15 protein-coding genes are annotated in these 15,690 nt (G+C 62.4%); 14 read left to right on the top strand and 1 reads right to left on the bottom strand.

The genetic code is table 11. The annotated features are described in order from the left end of the window. Positions 1 to 559, bottom strand: a 559-nt coding sequence (locus EN750_RS02235; protein ID WP_145967366.1) for an NYN domain-containing protein, incomplete at its 3' end; no start/stop codon positions are given. Between the two features lie 327 nt (positions 560 to 886). On the opposite strand from EN750_RS02235, the gene rpoZ reads away from it, so the two are divergent. From rpoZ to EN750_RS02305, 14 genes are all read left to right on the top strand, one after another. Further along, positions 887 to 1,288: a DNA-directed RNA polymerase subunit omega gene (gene rpoZ, locus EN750_RS02240; RefSeq protein ID WP_013532591.1), complete on the top strand. Its 402-nt coding sequence runs from the start codon at positions 887 to 889 to the stop codon at positions 1,286 to 1,288. Between the two features lie 113 nt (positions 1,289 to 1,401). After that, positions 1,402 to 3,630, top strand: a complete 2,229-nt coding sequence (locus EN750_RS02245; RefSeq protein ID WP_023812864.1) for a bifunctional (p)ppGpp synthetase/guanosine-3',5'-bis(diphosphate) 3'-pyrophosphohydrolase — start codon at positions 1,402 to 1,404, stop codon at positions 3,628 to 3,630. A gap of 50 nt (positions 3,631 to 3,680) precedes the next feature. Next, entirely contained in the window at positions 3,681 to 4,259 is a 579-nt protein-coding gene (pyrE, locus tag EN750_RS02250) for an orotate phosphoribosyltransferase (protein ID WP_127267157.1), read from the top strand. A gap of 50 nt (positions 4,260 to 4,309) precedes the next feature. After that, positions 4,310 to 4,711, top strand: a complete 402-nt coding sequence (locus tag EN750_RS02255) for a VOC family protein (protein ID WP_127322856.1) — start codon at positions 4,310 to 4,312, stop codon at positions 4,709 to 4,711. Positions 4,712 to 4,958: 247 nt separating this feature from the next. Continuing rightward, a complete protein-coding gene (locus tag EN750_RS02260; RefSeq protein ID WP_127322859.1) occupies positions 4,959 to 5,558 on the top strand; it encodes a DUF2062 domain-containing protein in 600 nt (199 codons plus the stop codon). Next, complete coding sequence (acpS, locus tag EN750_RS02265) at positions 5,555 to 5,968, top strand: holo-ACP synthase (RefSeq protein ID WP_127267159.1); 414 nt, start codon at positions 5,555 to 5,557, stop codon at positions 5,966 to 5,968. Before EN750_RS02260 ends, acpS begins: the two co-directional genes overlap by 4 nt. Positions 5,969 to 6,046: 78 nt before the next feature. After that, on the top strand, positions 6,047 to 6,796 hold the full coding sequence (lepB, locus tag EN750_RS02270) for a signal peptidase I (protein WP_127267160.1): 750 nt from the start codon (positions 6,047 to 6,049) through the stop codon (positions 6,794 to 6,796). Continuing rightward, a complete protein-coding gene (gene rnc, locus EN750_RS02275; RefSeq protein WP_127267164.1) occupies positions 6,796 to 7,551 on the top strand; it encodes a ribonuclease III in 756 nt (251 codons plus the stop codon). Before lepB ends, rnc begins: the two co-directional genes overlap by 1 nt. Then, positions 7,548 to 8,474 carry a GTPase Era gene (era, locus tag EN750_RS02280; protein ID WP_027038032.1) on the top strand — a complete coding sequence of 309 codons (927 nt, stop codon included), beginning with the start codon at positions 7,548 to 7,550 and terminating at the stop codon, positions 8,472 to 8,474. The genes rnc and era overlap by 4 nt, the downstream gene beginning before the upstream one ends. A gap of 5 nt (positions 8,475 to 8,479) precedes the next feature. After that, complete coding sequence (locus EN750_RS02285; protein WP_127395514.1) at positions 8,480 to 9,373, top strand: aminoglycoside phosphotransferase family protein; 894 nt, start codon at positions 8,480 to 8,482, stop codon at positions 9,371 to 9,373. A 739-nt stretch (positions 9,374 to 10,112) separates the two neighbouring features. Beyond that, on the top strand, positions 10,113 to 11,249 hold the full coding sequence (locus EN750_RS02290) for a porin (protein ID WP_127395515.1): 1,137 nt from the start codon (positions 10,113 to 10,115) through the stop codon (positions 11,247 to 11,249). 132 nt (positions 11,250 to 11,381) lie between these two features. Next, on the top strand, positions 11,382 to 12,158 hold the full coding sequence (gene recO, locus EN750_RS02295; protein WP_127321915.1) for a DNA repair protein RecO: 777 nt from the start codon (positions 11,382 to 11,384) through the stop codon (positions 12,156 to 12,158). Continuing rightward, on the top strand, positions 12,155 to 12,673 hold the full coding sequence (locus EN750_RS02300; RefSeq protein ID WP_027162667.1) for a PaaI family thioesterase: 519 nt from the start codon (positions 12,155 to 12,157) through the stop codon (positions 12,671 to 12,673). The genes recO and EN750_RS02300 overlap by 4 nt, the downstream gene beginning before the upstream one ends. A 112-nt stretch (positions 12,674 to 12,785) precedes the next feature. Then, a complete protein-coding gene (locus EN750_RS02305; RefSeq protein ID WP_127395516.1) occupies positions 12,786 to 15,536 on the top strand; it encodes a DUF2339 domain-containing protein in 2,751 nt (916 codons plus the stop codon). Positions 15,537 to 15,690 lie beyond the last annotated feature (154 nt).

The following is a 15,690-nucleotide window of genomic DNA, read 5'->3' on the forward strand; positions in this document are numbered from 1 at the left end:
CGGCCGGCTCGGGCCTGCGCACCGGCCGCTCGGACGGATCGCGGCCAACGTCGTTCTTCAAGGTCGTCAGGTCAATGAAATGGTCGGCTTGGCGGCGCAGATCGTCGGAGATCATCGGCGGCTGCGAGGCCATGGTCGAGACGATCGACACCTTGCGGCCGCGCCGCTGCAGCGCCTCGACCAGCGTGCGGAAATCGCCGTCGCCGGAAAAGATGACATAGTGGTCGACGACATCGGCGAGCTCCAGCGCATCGACCGTCAGCTCGATGTCCATATTGCCCTTGATCTTGCGGCGGCCGGTCGAGTCGGTGAATTCCTTGGCCGGCTTGGTGACCACCTTGAAGCCGTTATAGTCGAGCCAGTCGATCAGCGGTCGGATCGAGGAGTATTCCTGATCCTCGACCAGCGCCGTGTAATAATAGGCGCGCAGGAGATAGCCACGTTTCTGGAAGCTCGACAGGAGCTTGCGATAGTCGATGTCGAAGCCGAGCGCGCGCGACGTCGCATAAAGATTGGCGCCGTCGATGAATAGGGCGATTTTTTCACGAGGGTCGAACATGGAAAATATTCCTTCTCGAAATAAACGGCCGTCTAAACGAAATGCGATAGCGACGTTCGGTCAGGCTTATAATAAACCGGCTGACCTCTACGCATCCGAGATAGCGCCAGATTCACGGCAATCCAAGGGCGCGTGCGGCACTGCAAGCAATTGTGATCGGGACACCGAACACATAAGCACAGCCAGTTTTTGCCGAATCGGGTGTTTGAACGAAGGATTGGGCGCCCTGCAGCCCGGCCATTGTCCATGATGCTTGTATTTTGGCGGCGTTCGGGTTATGGACCGCGCCTGTTTTCCATCAAATCCATCGCATGAAAGGGGCAATCCATGGCCCGCGTAACCGTTGAAGATTGCATCGACAAGGTCGACAACCGCTTCGAACTGGTGCTGCTTGCCGGCCACCGTGCCCGGCAGATCAGCCAGGGCGCGCCGATCACCGTGCCGCGTGACAACGACAAGAACCCGGTCGTGGCGCTGCGCGAGATCGCCGATGAGACGCTGTCGCCCGACGACCTCAAGGAAGATCTGATCCATTCGCTGCAGAAGCATGTCGAGGTCGACGAGCCCGAGGCCGATGGCGAGGCGATTGCCGATCAGACCGGCACCGCCGTTGCTGCCACCGACGCCGATGACGCCGAGGAGAACATCACCTTCGACCGCATGACCGAGGAAGATCTCCTGGCCGGCATCGAGGGTCTGGTGCCACCGGAAAAAAGCGACGACTACTAAGAGCCTGGATCAAGCATCCGGCACTTCCGTCCTGGCAGTTTCGTGGCTATCTATGACATGCGCCGTACAGCAGTGCGGCGCATGATTCATTTCACCGCTGCGAGATCCCGCCCATGATGCGTCAGTATGAGCTTGTCGAGCGCGTCCAGCGCTACAAGCCTGACGTCAACGAGGCGTTGCTCAACAAGGCCTATGTCTATGCCATGCAGAAGCATGGCCACCAGAAGCGCGCTTCCGGCGACCCGTATTTCTCGCACCCGCTCGAAGTCGCCGCCATCCTCACCGAGATGCATATGGACGAGGCGACGATCGCGGTCGCCCTGCTGCACGACACGATCGAGGACACGACCGCCACACGGGCCGAGATCGACGATCTGTTCGGCCCCGAAATGGGCAAGCTGGTCGAGGGCCTGACCAAGCTGAAGAAGCTCGATCTCGTCTCGAAGAAGGCCGAGCAGGCGGAAAACCTGAGAAAGCTTCTGCTGGCGATTTCAGAAGATGTCCGCGTGCTGCTGGTCAAGCTCGCCGACCGCCTGCACAATATGCGCACCCTCGACCACATGCCGGAGGCCAAGCGCCTGCGCATCGCCGAGGAGACGATGGATATCTACGCGCCGCTGGCCGGCCGCATGGGCATGCAAGGCATGCGCGAGGAGCTGGAAGAGATCGCCTTCCGCTTCATCAATCCGGAAGCCTATCGCGCCGTCACCGCACGGCTTGCCGAAATCTTCGAGCGCAACAAGGGCGTGCTGACGGACATCGAAAAGGCGCTGTCCACGCTGTTCGAGAAGCATGCGATCAACGCCGGCGTGAAGAGCCGGCAGAAGAAGCCGTGGTCGGTGTTCCGCAAGATGGAGGCCAAGGCGCTGTCCTTCGAGCAGCTCTCGGATATTTTCGGCTTCCGCGTCGTCGTCGACACGGTCGAGGATTGTTACAGGGCGCTTGGCGCCATCCACACCGCGTGGTCGATGGTGCCGGGCCGCTTCAAGGACTACATCTCGACGCCGAAGCAGAACGATTATCGGTCGATCCACACCACCATCGTCGGCCCGTCGCGCCAGCGTGTCGAGCTGCAAATCCGCACCCGAGAGATGAACAAAATCGCCGAATACGGCGTCGCTGCCCATTCGATCTACAAGGACACCGGCGGCAAGACGAATGGCGCCGCCCACGCGATTTCGAAGGAAACCAACGCCTACGCCTGGCTGCGGCGCACCATCGAGCAGCTTGCCGAGGGCGACAATCCCGAGGATTTCCTCGAAAATACCAAGCTGGAGCTGTTCCAGGACCAGGTGTTCTGCTTCACCCCGAAAGGCATGCTGATTGCGCTGCCGCGCGGCGCGACGCCGATCGATTTCGCCTATGCGGTGCACACCGATGTCGGCGACACCTGCGTCGGTGCCAAGGTCAACGGCCGCATCATGCCGCTGATGACGGAGCTGAAGAACGGCGATGAGGTCGAGATCATCCGCTCCAAGGCGCAGGTGCCGCCGGCGGCATGGGAATCGGTCGTCGTCACCGGCAAGGCGCGCTCGGCCATCCGCCGTGCCACCAAGAACGCCATCCGCAAGCAATATTCGGGTCTCGGCATCCGCATCCTGGAACGCGCCTTCGAGCGTGCCGGCAAGACCTTCACCAAGGAGAGCCTGAAGCAGGTGCTGCACAGGCTGGCGCGCAAGGACATCGAGGATGTGCTGGCCTCCGTCGGGCGCGGCGAGCTCGCCTCCACCGACGTCATGAAGGCGGTATTCCCCGACTACAAGGATGAGCGCGTCACTACGGCCGTCCCCAAGCCGCGCGAGGAGGGCTGGTCGAAGATCCGCAATGCCGCCGGCATGTTGTTCCAGATTCCGGGTCGTGCCGCGCGCAAGGACAAGGACCAGCCACGCGATGGCGCCGTGCCGATTCGCGGCGTGCGCGGCGATCTGCCGGTGCGTTTCGCGCCGGAAGGGGCAGTGCCTGGCGATCGCATCGTCGGCATCGTCCAGCCGGGCACCGGCATCACCATCTATCCGATCCAGTCGCCGGCGCTGCAGGCGTTCGATGACCAGCCCGAGCGCTGGATCGACGTGCGCTGGGACATCGATGAGCGCACCAAGGAACGCTTTCCGGCGCGTGTCTCGGTCACCGCCATCAACGCGCCGGGGTCACTCGCCGATATAGCGCAGGTGGTTGCCTCGAACGACGCCAATATCCATACGCTGTCGATGGTGCGCACTGCGCCCGACTTCACCGAAATGCTGATCGATCTCGAAGTCTGGGATCTCAAGCACCTCAACCGGCTGCTGTCGCAGCTCAAGGACAATTCGAGCGTCAGCGACGCAAGACGCGTCAATGGCTAGATCATGCTCCGGTTTCGGACAAAGTCATGGTCAATCAAAAAGAGGCAGAAATGAACACCGATGAAGTGCTGGGCATTTTCCGCGAGGCGGGTGCTGTTCTGGAAGGGCATTTCATTTTGACCTCGGGCCTGCGCAGTCCGGTCTTCCTGCAGAAGGCGCGCGTGTTCATGCATGCCGACAAGACCGAGCTACTGTGCAAGGCGCTGGCGGAGAAAATCCGCGCAGGCGTGCCCGGCAAGATCGACTATGTCGTCGGCCCGGCGATCGGCGGGCTGATCCCAGCCTACGAGACCTCGCGCCATCTCCGCGTGCCGGCGATCTGGGTCGAGCGGGAAGGCGGCGAGTTCCGCTTGCGCCGCTTCGAGATCGCCAGGGGTTCGCGTGTCGTCATCGTCGAGGACATCGTCACCACTGGCCTGTCGATCCGAGAGACCATCGAGTGCCTGCGCGATCTTGGCGCCGAGGTAGTGGCCGCGGCCTGCATCATCGACCGTTCGGCTGGCAAGACCGATGTCGGTGTGCCGCTCATCGCGCTGGCCGAGTATGAGGTCCCGGCCTATCCGGCCGACCGGCTGCCGCCGGAGCTTGCCGCCATCCCGGCGATCAAGCCCGGCAGCCGCAACATCTGACGGGGCATTTTTTTCGCCCAACAGTGTGCGGCGGTTTTGGGGAAAGCGACATGCGTGAAGACAAATTGGAAATGATCACCGGCATCGATCATTTCGTGCTGACGGTCGCTTCGCTGGAAGTGACCTGTGAGTTTTACCAGCGCGTGCTGGGTTTTGAGCGCATCGACGCGGCGGATCGGCCGACGGCGCTGGCTTTCGGTATCCATAAGATCAATGTGCATGAGGTCGGCCGCACTTTCGAGCCGAAGGCGAAGTCGCCGGCTCCGGGCTCGAGCGATTTCTGCCTGGTCACGGACGGGCCACTGGATGAGGTCCGTGCCCGGCTCGCGGCCAATGGTGTGGCGGTGGAACTCGGTCCGGTCGAGCGTATCGGGGCCCGCGGTCCGATGATGTCGGTCTATTTCCGCGACCCGGACGGCAATCTGGTCGAGGTCAGCGAATACCTGCCGTAGCGCTGGTGCTCTTCGAAAAAGCGACTGCCAGTTTTCCTTAAATTCGCCGCGATTGTCCAATGTTCGAAGCATGAACCACCCCGAGGGGCGGCGACGAGTGCGCATCGGACAGACGGTGCTTGGTTGTTCTTCTGTCAGCGCGTCGTTATATCATGCTTGCGATTGCCATTGGGTGATCGTCAAGCGCAAGATGTGGCTACCACGCCCGGCTAAGGTGCCGTTGCGGGAGCCGTGGAACGGGAACAGAGTGCTTTTTCGACGCCGCAAGCCTGATGGCCTTTATGAGCGGGTGCGTACCTACCTTTGGCCGCGCCGCTCATTTTCGCGCTCGCTTCAGTATTTTTCCAAGCGCATCCTGCGGCTGAAGGCCACACCGCATGCGGTGGCGGCCGGCGTTGCAGCGGGGGTCTTCGCTTCATTCTTTCCCGTCGGTTTCCATTTCATCATCGCTGCCCTCCTGTGCTGGGTGATCGCCGGCAATCTGGTGGCGGCCGCTCTCGGCGCGGTTTTTTTCGGCAACCCCCTGACCTTCCCGTTGCTATGGGGGGCGTCGTGGGAAACGGGCAAGCTCATCCTGCATGACCGCTTGCCGACGCATGGGCCGCCGGCACATCTGGGCGAGATGTTGCACAACCTCTCCTTCGCGCAATTGTGGAAACCGGTCCTTGAACCGATGCTGATAGGCGCGGTTCCGCTCGGGCTCGCCTTCGGGCTGCTGTTCTACGCCCTCACGCGCTGGGGCATGAACGCTTTCCGCGAACAGCGGCGCAAACGTCTGGCCGAGCGCGCAAGCCGGCATGCGCAATCGTCCCATCCCGGCGCAAGCATCGGTTCCACCGCGCGATGATCATCGGCATCGGCAGCGACCTGATCGACATCAGACGCATCGAGAAATCGCTGGAGCGTCACGGCCAGCGCTTCATCCAGAGAATCTACACCGAGGTCGAACAGGCGCGTTCGGACAATCGAGGCGCCCGCGCGGCCTCTTATGCCAAACGCTTCGCCGCCAAGGAGGCCTGCGCCAAGGCGCTGGGCACCGGTATGGCGCAGGGCGTGTTCTGGCGCGACATGGGTGTCGTCAACCTGCCCAGTGGCGCGCCGACCATGGCTCTGACGGGAGGAGCGCAGGCCAGGCTGGACAAGATCCTGCCAAACGGCCATCGGGCGGCAATCCACCTCACCATCACGGATGATTTCCCGCTCGCTCAAGCCTTTGTGATCATCGAGGCGCTGCCCGTCGAAGAAGCGCCACATTGATTGCCTCTGACGACCGGCATTGACGTTGCCCAGCGCGCGCCGAGACTCTATACCATCCAACGCACAATCGAGGACGACATGAGCGTGGCTGAAAAATCCGAGAAGAAATCCGGCGGGCTTGGCGAGACCGTCAGCGTCATCGTCCAGGCGCTTTTGCTCGCCCTGGTCATCCGCACGCTGCTGTTCCAGCCTTTTTCGATCCCGTCGGGATCAATGCGGCCGACGCTTCTTGAAGGCGACTATCTGTTCGTCACCAAATGGTCCTATGGCTATTCGCGGTACTCGCTGCCTTTCGGCCCCGACATCTTTTCGGGCCGCATCTGGGGCGCCGAGCCGAAGCGTGGCGACGTGGCGGTGTTCAAGTTCCCGCCTGATCCGTCCGTCGACTACATCAAGCGCGTTGTCGGCCTGCCGGGTGACAAGATCCAGGTCAAGGACGGCCAGCTGTTCATCAACGGCGTCGGCGTGCCGCGCGTGAAAACAGGCCAGATCGACAATCCCGACATCACCGAGGAATCGCGCCCGATCGATGTCTATCGTGAGACCTTGCCCAACGGCGTCAGCTACGACACGCTCGACCTGAATTCGAACTCGATCGGCGACAACACCCGCGAATTCGATGTGCCGCCCGGCCACTATTTCATGATGGGCGACAACCGGGACAATTCCGCCGACAGCCGTTTCACCGTCGGCTACGTTCCCGCGGAAAATCTGGTTGGCCGCGCCAATCTTGTTTTCTTCTCGATCGCTGGCAAGGCGAGCCCTCTCGAAATCTGGAAATGGCCGTCGCTGATGCGCGCTTCGCGCCTGTTCCACTTCGTCAATTGATGGCTTTGAAGCGTCCGACAGGCGAAACTCTGGCCGGTTTGGTAAAAGCCAAGACCGGCCACGTCTTCAAGGATATCCGCTTGCTCGAGACCGCCTTGACGCATTCCAGTGCGGTCAAGGCCGCCACCAACAACCAGCGTCTTGAATTTCTCGGCGACCGCGTGCTCGGGCTTGTCGTCGCCGATATGCTTTTCGAAAAATTTCCCGATGCGCCGGAAGGTGAAATCGCGCCGCGCTTCAATGCGCTGGTCGATGCACGGACATGCTCCGAGATCGGCATCGAAATGCAGCTGGAGGACCTGGTCCGCGCCGATTCTGCCTTGAAGATGCGGTCGCGTGGCTCGGGCGGAAACTATCTGGCGGATGCGGTCGAGGCCCTGATCGCGGCGGTTTACGTTGACGGTGGCATCGAGGCCGCGCGGCGGTTTGTCCTGCGCTACTGGGAACCGCGCTCGCATACGGTGATTACAAAGCCGCTCAATCCGAAATCCGATCTGCAGGAATGGATTGCCAAGACCAGCGATATCAGACCCGAATATGTGATCGAAAAACGCGAAGGCCCGGACCACCAGCCCGTCTTCACCGTGTCCTTGCAGGTCCGAGGTTTTGCGCCGATAAGCGGCACTGGCGGCTCCCGCAGGGTTGCCGAAGAAGCGGCGGCTTCGGCATTTCTTGTGCGCGAGGGCGTCTGGGCCACCACATCGGCCCAAAAATCGGAGGGCGCGCGACCCTCCAGTGAAGGGAGTGCGGCATGACCGCTACCGAAGAGCCGGCGACCGCAGCCGCCGCCACGCATTCCGGTTTTGTCGCGCTGATCGGCGCGCCCAATGCGGGCAAGTCGACGCTGGTCAACCAATTGGTGGGCGCCAAGGTGTCGATCGTCACCCACAAGGTGCAGACGACCCGCGCCATCGTGCGCGGCATCGCCACGCATGACAATGCGCAGATCGTTTTTGTCGACACGCCCGGCATCTTCAAGCCGAAGCGGAGGCTCGACACGGCGATGGTGACCACCGCCTGGGGCGGGGCCAAGGACGCCGACATCGTGCTGCTTTTGATCGATGCCGAACGCGGCATCAGGGGCGACGCCGACGCCATCCTCGAACGGCTGAAGGATGTGCGCCAGCCGATGGTGCTGATCCTCAACAAGGTCGACCGCGTCAAGCACGAAGCGCTGCTGGCTCTGTCGGCGGCAGCGAACGAAAGGGTGCCGTTCAAGCGTACCTTCATGGTATCGGCGCTGACCGGCTCCGGCTGCAAGGACGTGCTCGATTATCTGGCCGAGGCTCTACCGGTCGGCCCCTGGTACTATCCGGAAGACCAGATCTCGGACCTGCCGATGCGCCAGCTCGCGGCCGAGATCACGCGCGAGAAGCTGTATCTAAGGCTGCATCAGGAACTGCCCTATTCCTCGCATATCGAAACCGAGAAATGGGAAGAGAAGCCGGATGGCTCGGTGCGCATCGACCAGACCATCTATGTCGAGCGCGACAGCCAGAAGAAGATCGTTCTTGGCCACAAGGGCGAGACAATTCGCGCCATCGGCCAGGCGGCACGCATGGAGATAGCGGGCATCCTCGAACAGAAGGTGCACCTGTTCCTGTTCGTCAAGGTGCGCGAGAACTGGGGCGACGACCCTGAGCGCTATCGCGAGATGGGGCTCGAGTTTCCGCGCTAGGCTCGATGGACAACAAGCCTCCGATTGACACAGCTTTGGTCCGCCGGTTGGTGGCCACGCAATTCCCCTGGTGGAAAGATCTTGCGGTCAGGCCGGTCGAATTTGGCGGATGGGACAACAGGACCTTTCATCTCGGCGACGAGATGACCGTGCGGCTGCCAAGCGCCGCGGCCTATTTCCTGCAAGTGGAAAAGGAACATCGCTGGCTGCCGAGGCTGGCGCCTCTGTTGCCGCTGCCGATTCCGGTGCCGCTGGCGATGGGAGTTCCGGCCGAAAACTATCCTTGGCACTGGTCCGTCTACCGCTGGATCGAAGGCGAGACGGCAAAGCGCGAGCGGATTGCCAGCCTGCCACAATTTGCGACCGACCTGGCCGCGTTCCTGGTCGCCCTGCAGCGTATCGATGCCACTGGCGGACCGGCGCCGGGACAACACAACTTCTTTCGCGGCGGAGCACTCAGCGTCTACGATGGCGAAACCCGGCAAGCGATTGCAGCCCTCGACGGCAAGATCGATACGGTCGCAGCCCGCGCGGTGTGGGAGGCAGCACTTGCCGCGCCATGGCACGGTGCGCCGGTCTGGTTCCACGGCGACGTCAGTTGGGGAAACCTGCTGGTCAGGCAAGGCCGGTTGGGCGCGGTGATCGACTTCGGAACCTCCGGCGTTGGCGATCCCGCCTGCGATCTGGCGATTGCCTGGACATTGTTTGAAGGCAAAAGCCGGGAGGCGTTTCGCGCCGGCCTTCCAGCCGATGAGGCGATGTGGGCGCGTGGTCGTGGCTGGACGCTTTGGAAGGCGCTGATCACGGTAGCTGGACAGATCGACGTCAACCCTGTCGAGGTTGAAAAATCCCGTCATGTGATCGATGAGGTGCTTGCCGATCACGCGCGGCGGGGGTGAGGCGCCAAACGTTCAAGGCGCTCTCGCCCACCAGATCCTGATCCTGTCGCCGATCCATCCGCCCCCGTATGGCGCGACCAGGGACATTCTGGCCGAGGCGATGCTTTCCCGGACCTATGCGTGCCCACCCGCCTGATCGAGGCGGGGGGGGAGCGCATCGCCTGCGTCGTTCAGGTCGACTGAGAGGGCGTCACGGAGGAATCGTTTTTCAACGGCTGGCTGCTGTCACAATCGGCGACACGACGGCACTCCAGGAAGTTTCGACCGCCTTGGAGGGGGCAGACACCCTTGGAAGCGTCATCCCGCTTTTCGCCTCGGTATCAGAGCGGGATTTGCAGATGGGCGTTATCTGGCAACAGAAGGGGAGGCGGCAATAATCGGATAAATTTCGACGGAATTGAGGTATACTTTGCGTATTATGCGGCAATATTGGAAATATAACACGTTATCAGTATAGTTAGCCGCGAAAGTATCCGTATATATATTTAATAAATGACATTGTGCCATTTGTGCCGCTTGTCGGATTATCAAGTGTTATTTGTGCAACACGGCATTAATCTGTTTGGGGAATTGTCATTATTCCGGAAATCGTCATTGAAGGCAGATGATCGATGGGTATGTTCGCCGCTGAAAAGGGCGAGCGGTGTGAGCCTTTTTCGTTGTGGGGGTGAGGCGGGAAAACATTGCCGCCAGCCACAAATCCGAAGCCATTTATAACTATGACTGGAGAGGTCAGAAAATGAACATCAAGAGCCTCCTTCTCGGCTCAGCCGCGGCCCTGATCGCGGTCAGCGGCGCGCGCGCCGCCGACGCTGTCGTCGTCGCCGAACCGGAACCGGCCGAATACGTCAAGATCTGCGACGTCTACGGCGCCGGTTACTTCTACATTCCGGGCACCGAGACCTGCCTGCGCATCGGCGGCTACCTCCGCTACGACATGGGCGTCGGCGATTCCGGCGCGCTGGATGGCGCCAATAACGTTGCCGATCACATGGACGGCTCTAGGAACGACACCTACTACAAGAACATGCGCTTCACGCTGAGGACTTATACCGGCCAGGAAACCGAGCTCGGCACATTGAAGACCTTCACCGAGACCCGCTTCCAGTTCGGCAACTCTTCCGGCGACTATACCGGTGACGGCACCGGCTGGCAGGCCGGCAACAAGGCCACTACCCTCAACTTCGCCTGGATCCAGCTCGGTGGCCTGCGCGTCGGTAAGGATGAAACGGTATACGACCAGTTCATCGGCTATGCCGGCAACGTCATCCAGGACACGCTCATCCCGTATGGTGTCAAGGATACCAATCTCATCAGCTACTACTTCGACGCAGGCAGCGGCTTCACGGGCGTGGTCTCGCTCGAAGAAGGCACCGGCGTCAACACGATCGACAGCTATGTTCCGCATGTCGTCGGCGGTTTGAAGTACAAGGGCGACTGGGGTGCGATCACCGGCGTCGTGGCCTATGACAGCAATTATGAGGAAGTGTCCGGCAAGGTCCGTTTGGACGTCAACGTCAGCAAGGAACTGACGCTGTTCGTCATGGGCGGCTACGGCACCAACGACAACATCAACGACTTCGGCACAGGCCGTACCCAATACAAGCCATGGGGCGGAAACTGGGCGATCTGGGGCGGCGGCACCTACAAGTTCAACGACAAGACCTCGTTCAACGCCCAGGTCTCCTATGACGACTGGAAGAACCTCGGCGTCGCGGCCAACGTGGCCTATACCATTGTGCCCGGCTTTACGATCACGACTGAAGTCGATTACCTCAATGCAGGAAAATTCGACGACTTGGACTTCAACAACTGGACGAAGGCCGACAAGAAGAGCAGCGTCGGCGGCATCGTTCGCTTCCAGCGCAATTTCTAACGGATCGACTGACCTCACCAGCCCGCCCGCAGCACATCGCTGCGGGCGGTTTTTTATGCATTGGCATGAGAGTTACCCGGGGGCCAAGCCCATACCTTGATTTCGCCACCCGATCGGTGAAAAGCTCCTGAAATGGAATGGCGCGACGAGGGAATCATTCTCGGCACCCGCAAGCATGGCGAAACCAGCGCCATTCTCGAGGTGTTGACGCGAGCGCATGGCCGTCATCTCGGCCTTGTTCGCGGCGGCCGTTCGCGCAAGCAGCAGCCCGTGCTCCAGCCCGGCAATCGCGTGGACCTGTTGTGGCGTGCGCGGCTTGATGAACATCTCGGCACGTTCCAGGCCGAGGCGATCGAGATGAACGCGGCCCGGTTGATGGACAGTGCCGTCGCCGTCTACGGATTGCAGACCATGGCCGCGCATCTGCGCCTGCTGCCCGAGCGCGACGCGCATGAAGGTCTCTACGAAACGCTTGCCGTGATGATCGTCCATCTCGACGACGCCGACGTTGCCGGCGAACTGGTGGCGCGCTTCGAGCTTCTGGTGCTGGACGAACTCGGCTTCGGCCTCGATCTCAGCCAATGCGCCGCCACCGGCACGCGACAGGACCTGGCCTATGTCTCACCGAAGTCGGGACGTGCGGTATCGCGCGAAGCCGGTTTGCCGTGGCGCGACAAGATGCTGGCTCTGCCGGCCTTCCTGCAGCGCGGCTCCGGCCTGCGCGCCGATGCGGCTGATGTCGACGACGCCTTCCGGCTCACCGGCTTCTTCTTCAACCGTCACGTCTATGAGCCGCGCGGCATCGAGCCGCCGGACGCTCGTACCGGCTTCCTCGCCGCCTTGCGCAAACATCACGCGCGCGGCAAGGCCATAGCTGGCGAAGACGCAGCCAGAGAAATCATCACATGAGCGAGGTCGAACTTTATCCTGGCCGGGTCTCACCGCTCGGCCTCGGCACCATTCCGCACGCCGACATCCTGAAATACACCGGTTTGGAATTGCTGCAGCGCATCGTCGACGGCAAGTATCCGGCGCCGCCGATTTCCTTCCAGCTGAATTTCACTCTCACCGAAGTCTCGGAAGGGCGCGCTGTCTTTCGGGGCATGCCGAGCGAGCGCCATCTCAATCCGCTGGGCAGCGTGCATGGCGGCTGGGCGGCGACGCTGCTCGATTCGGCACTGGCCTGTGCCGTGCAGACGCTGCTCGAAAAGGGCGAGGCCTATACCACGGCGGAGTTCAAGGTGAATTTGACGCGTCCCATCACGCCGAAGACCGGCGAGGTGGTGTGCGAGGGCAGGGTTGTTCACAAGGGCCGCACGTTGGCGGTGTCGGAAGCGACGCTGAAGGATGCCGGCGGCAAGCTGCTGGCTTTCGGCACCGAAACATGCTCGATCTTTCCGGCCGCCAATCTGGCGGCGCGTTGACTGGCGGCGCATTGAGTTTTCCGAGCTTGGATTTTCTGGCCGTTTGGCCGCCGCATTTGAATGTCAGTAAGACGAATGTCAGTGAAAACTGGCCTGGTTTGGGGGAACCGCCATGTTTGAAAGCCTGATCGGCCTTGTCGCCATCATCGCCTTGTTCGTCATCATTTCGCGCCAGCAGAGCCGCATCGGCCTTGTCGAGCGCGAGCTTGGCGCACTGCGCAGCCTTGTGCTCTCGGGAGCCGTGCCGCCTGCGGCCAGGCCGTCCGAACAGGCGGTGGCCGACAACGTGCCCGCCGATATGGCTCCGGCCGTAGCGGCCGCGGCCGATATCGTTCCGCCGGAGGTAAGCGCAGCGGTCACCGTCCCGGCGCCAGCCACGGACACGGAAGACTCGACCGGCGAGATCGTCTCCGGGCCGTGGACCGCTGCAGAACCGGCCCCGAAGGCGGTGGATCCCGCGGAGCTTCCCGCAGCCGCGAAAGCCGCCCGCCAATCTGACGTCGAAACCGCGCTCGGAACCCGCTGGGCGGTCTGGGTTGGCGGCATCGCACTGGCGCTGGGCGGCCTGTTCCTGATCCGCTACACCATCGAGGCCGGCATTTTCGGTCCCGGCGTGCGGCTGGCCATGGCCGGCGTGCTCGGCCTGGTGCTGGTCGCCGGCGGCGAGTTCATCCGGCGCACCGGCTTCAAGGTGCCGGTGCAAGGGGCCGCCGGCGCTTATATTCCAGCGATCCTGACTGCTGCCGGTGCCTTCATCCTGTTCGGCACCGTCTATGCCGCGCATGGCATTTACGGCTTCATCGGCCCGGCACTCGCCTTCACGCTGCTCGGCGTCATCGGCGTGGCAACGATCGCGGCAGCCCTGGTCCATGGTCAGGCGCTGGCCGGCATCGGCTTGGTAGGCGCCATGGTGACGCCGGTGCTGGTCGCCTCGCAGGCACCCAATCCCTGGGCGCTGTTCGGCTACCTCGCGATCGTGCTCGCCGCCACCGGCGTCATCGCCCGCATGCGGGACTGGAAATTACTGATGGCGGCCGCCTTTTTCGGCACCGGTGTCTGGACCATCCTCTATATGACCGATGCGCCGGGGGCGAACCTCTCTGCCATCCTGTTCATCGACGCCGTCACGCTGGCCGTGCTCGTCCTTGTCTGGCTCGCTCGCCGTGACGACGAACCTGGACCAGCCAGGGCTTTCGACTGGCCGTCCATCGTGCCTGGCCTGTTCGTCGCATTCTCGGCGCTGGGCCTGTCGGTCGACCCGGCCTTCGCTGCCGCCGGCTACGCCTTGCCGGGCGCTGTGGTGATCGCCGCGATGGTGGGGGTGGCGCTTTATCGTCCGCTGGCGCTGCCGCTCCTCTATGCCGCGGGACTGGTCACGGTGCTGATCTATCTCGGCATCATCCCGCCAACCTCCATCGCTTCCGATTTTTCCAGCGGCGCCTTGGGCGTCGACGGACTGCCGGTGGCCACGTCCAACGTGCTGACCTTGCGCATCGGCATCGTGCTCGGCCTGGTCTTCATCGGCGCCGGCTTCTGGGCCGCGCGCCGGTTCGCCGCCGGCACGCAGATCCGCGCGGCCTCATGGGCAGCGTGGGGCGTCATCGTCCCGCTGGTCATCCTGCTGGCGCTCTGGTTCACCTTGGGCAATCTCGACCGTGACCTTGTCTACGCCGCCGCAACGGCACTGCTGGTCGTCATTTTCACCGCCGGCGGCGAGTGGATCGCGCGGGCCGAGGAGCCGCCGCTCAAGGGCGGTGTCGCGGTGTCGTTTGCCCTGGGTGGCGCGGCCATCGCCGGGCTCCTGCTCATGCATATGGCTTTCGATTCCGGCTGGACCACCATCCTGCTCGGTGCGACGGCCATCGTGCCAGCGCTGGCCACGCGCTGGCGCGCCTATCCGGTGCTCGGCTGGATTTCGGTCGGCGCTGTGATCGCGGTGCTTGGCCGCGTCGCTTTCGACCCGACCATTGTCGGCGCCGCGTTCCTGTCGAGGACACCGGTCTTCAACTGGCTGTTGCCCGGCTACGGCGTGCCGGCGCTGGCCTTCGGCTTTGCCGCCTGGCAGCTTGCGCGCACCACGAATGGCCGGCCGCGCCTTGCCATGGAGGCGGCTGCGGCGCTGTTTGCGCTGCTCACGCTCGCTATGCTGGTGCGCCACGCCATGCACGGCGGCGTCATCGACACGGGTGCCATGACGCTCGCCGAACAGTCGATCTACACCCTGATCGCCATCGGTGCCGGCGCCATCCTGGTCGCCATCGACATGCGCTCGCCAAGCTCGGTGCTCCGCTATGGTTCGATGGCCGCCGGTGTGGCCTCGGTCGCCTTCATCGTTGTCAGGCACTTCGTCGTGCTGAATCCGCTGTTGACAGACGAATCGACAGGCCGCATCCCGGTGTTCAACCTGTTGTTCCTCGCCTATCTCCTGCCGGCGATCGCCGCCGGGGGACTGGCGCTCTACACCAGGGACAAGCGGCCGAAATGGTATGCGCAGATGTTGGCTGTGGTGGCTGCCGTGCTTGCCTTCGCCTATGCCACGCTGTCGGTGAGGCGCCTGTTCAAGGGCGAGTTCATCGGCTTGTGGAGCGGTCTCGGCCAACTGGAAACCTATACATATTCGGCGCTTTGGCTGGTGATAGGCGTTGCGCTGCTCACAGCCGGTGTCTGGCTGAAATCGCAGGTGCTGCGCGTCGCCTCGGCCGCGCTGATCGCGATCGCCGTGCTGAAGGTCTTCATCTTCGACATGTCGGAGTTGGAAGGCGTGCTGAGGGCGCTGTCGTTCATCGGCCTTGGCGCCGTGCTGATCGGCATCGGCCTGTTTTATCAGCGGCTTTTGACGCGGGCGGCGCGGGAAAACGGATAAAGGCAAGCAAGAACAATAAGATTTCACCCCGACCGGGAATAAATCGGCACTCACCCGCGTTATCTCATGGCTTGGGTGACCGGGGCGGGAGACCGCTTCGCGCTGGCCGCTTGCGCCGCGCCCGGAAGGCGCGTTCAATTGGGATCAATAAGGG

This window comes from Mesorhizobium sp. M7A.F.Ca.ET.027.03.2.1, from assembly GCF_003999175.1.
Lineage (GTDB): Bacteria > Pseudomonadota > Alphaproteobacteria > Rhizobiales > Rhizobiaceae > Mesorhizobium.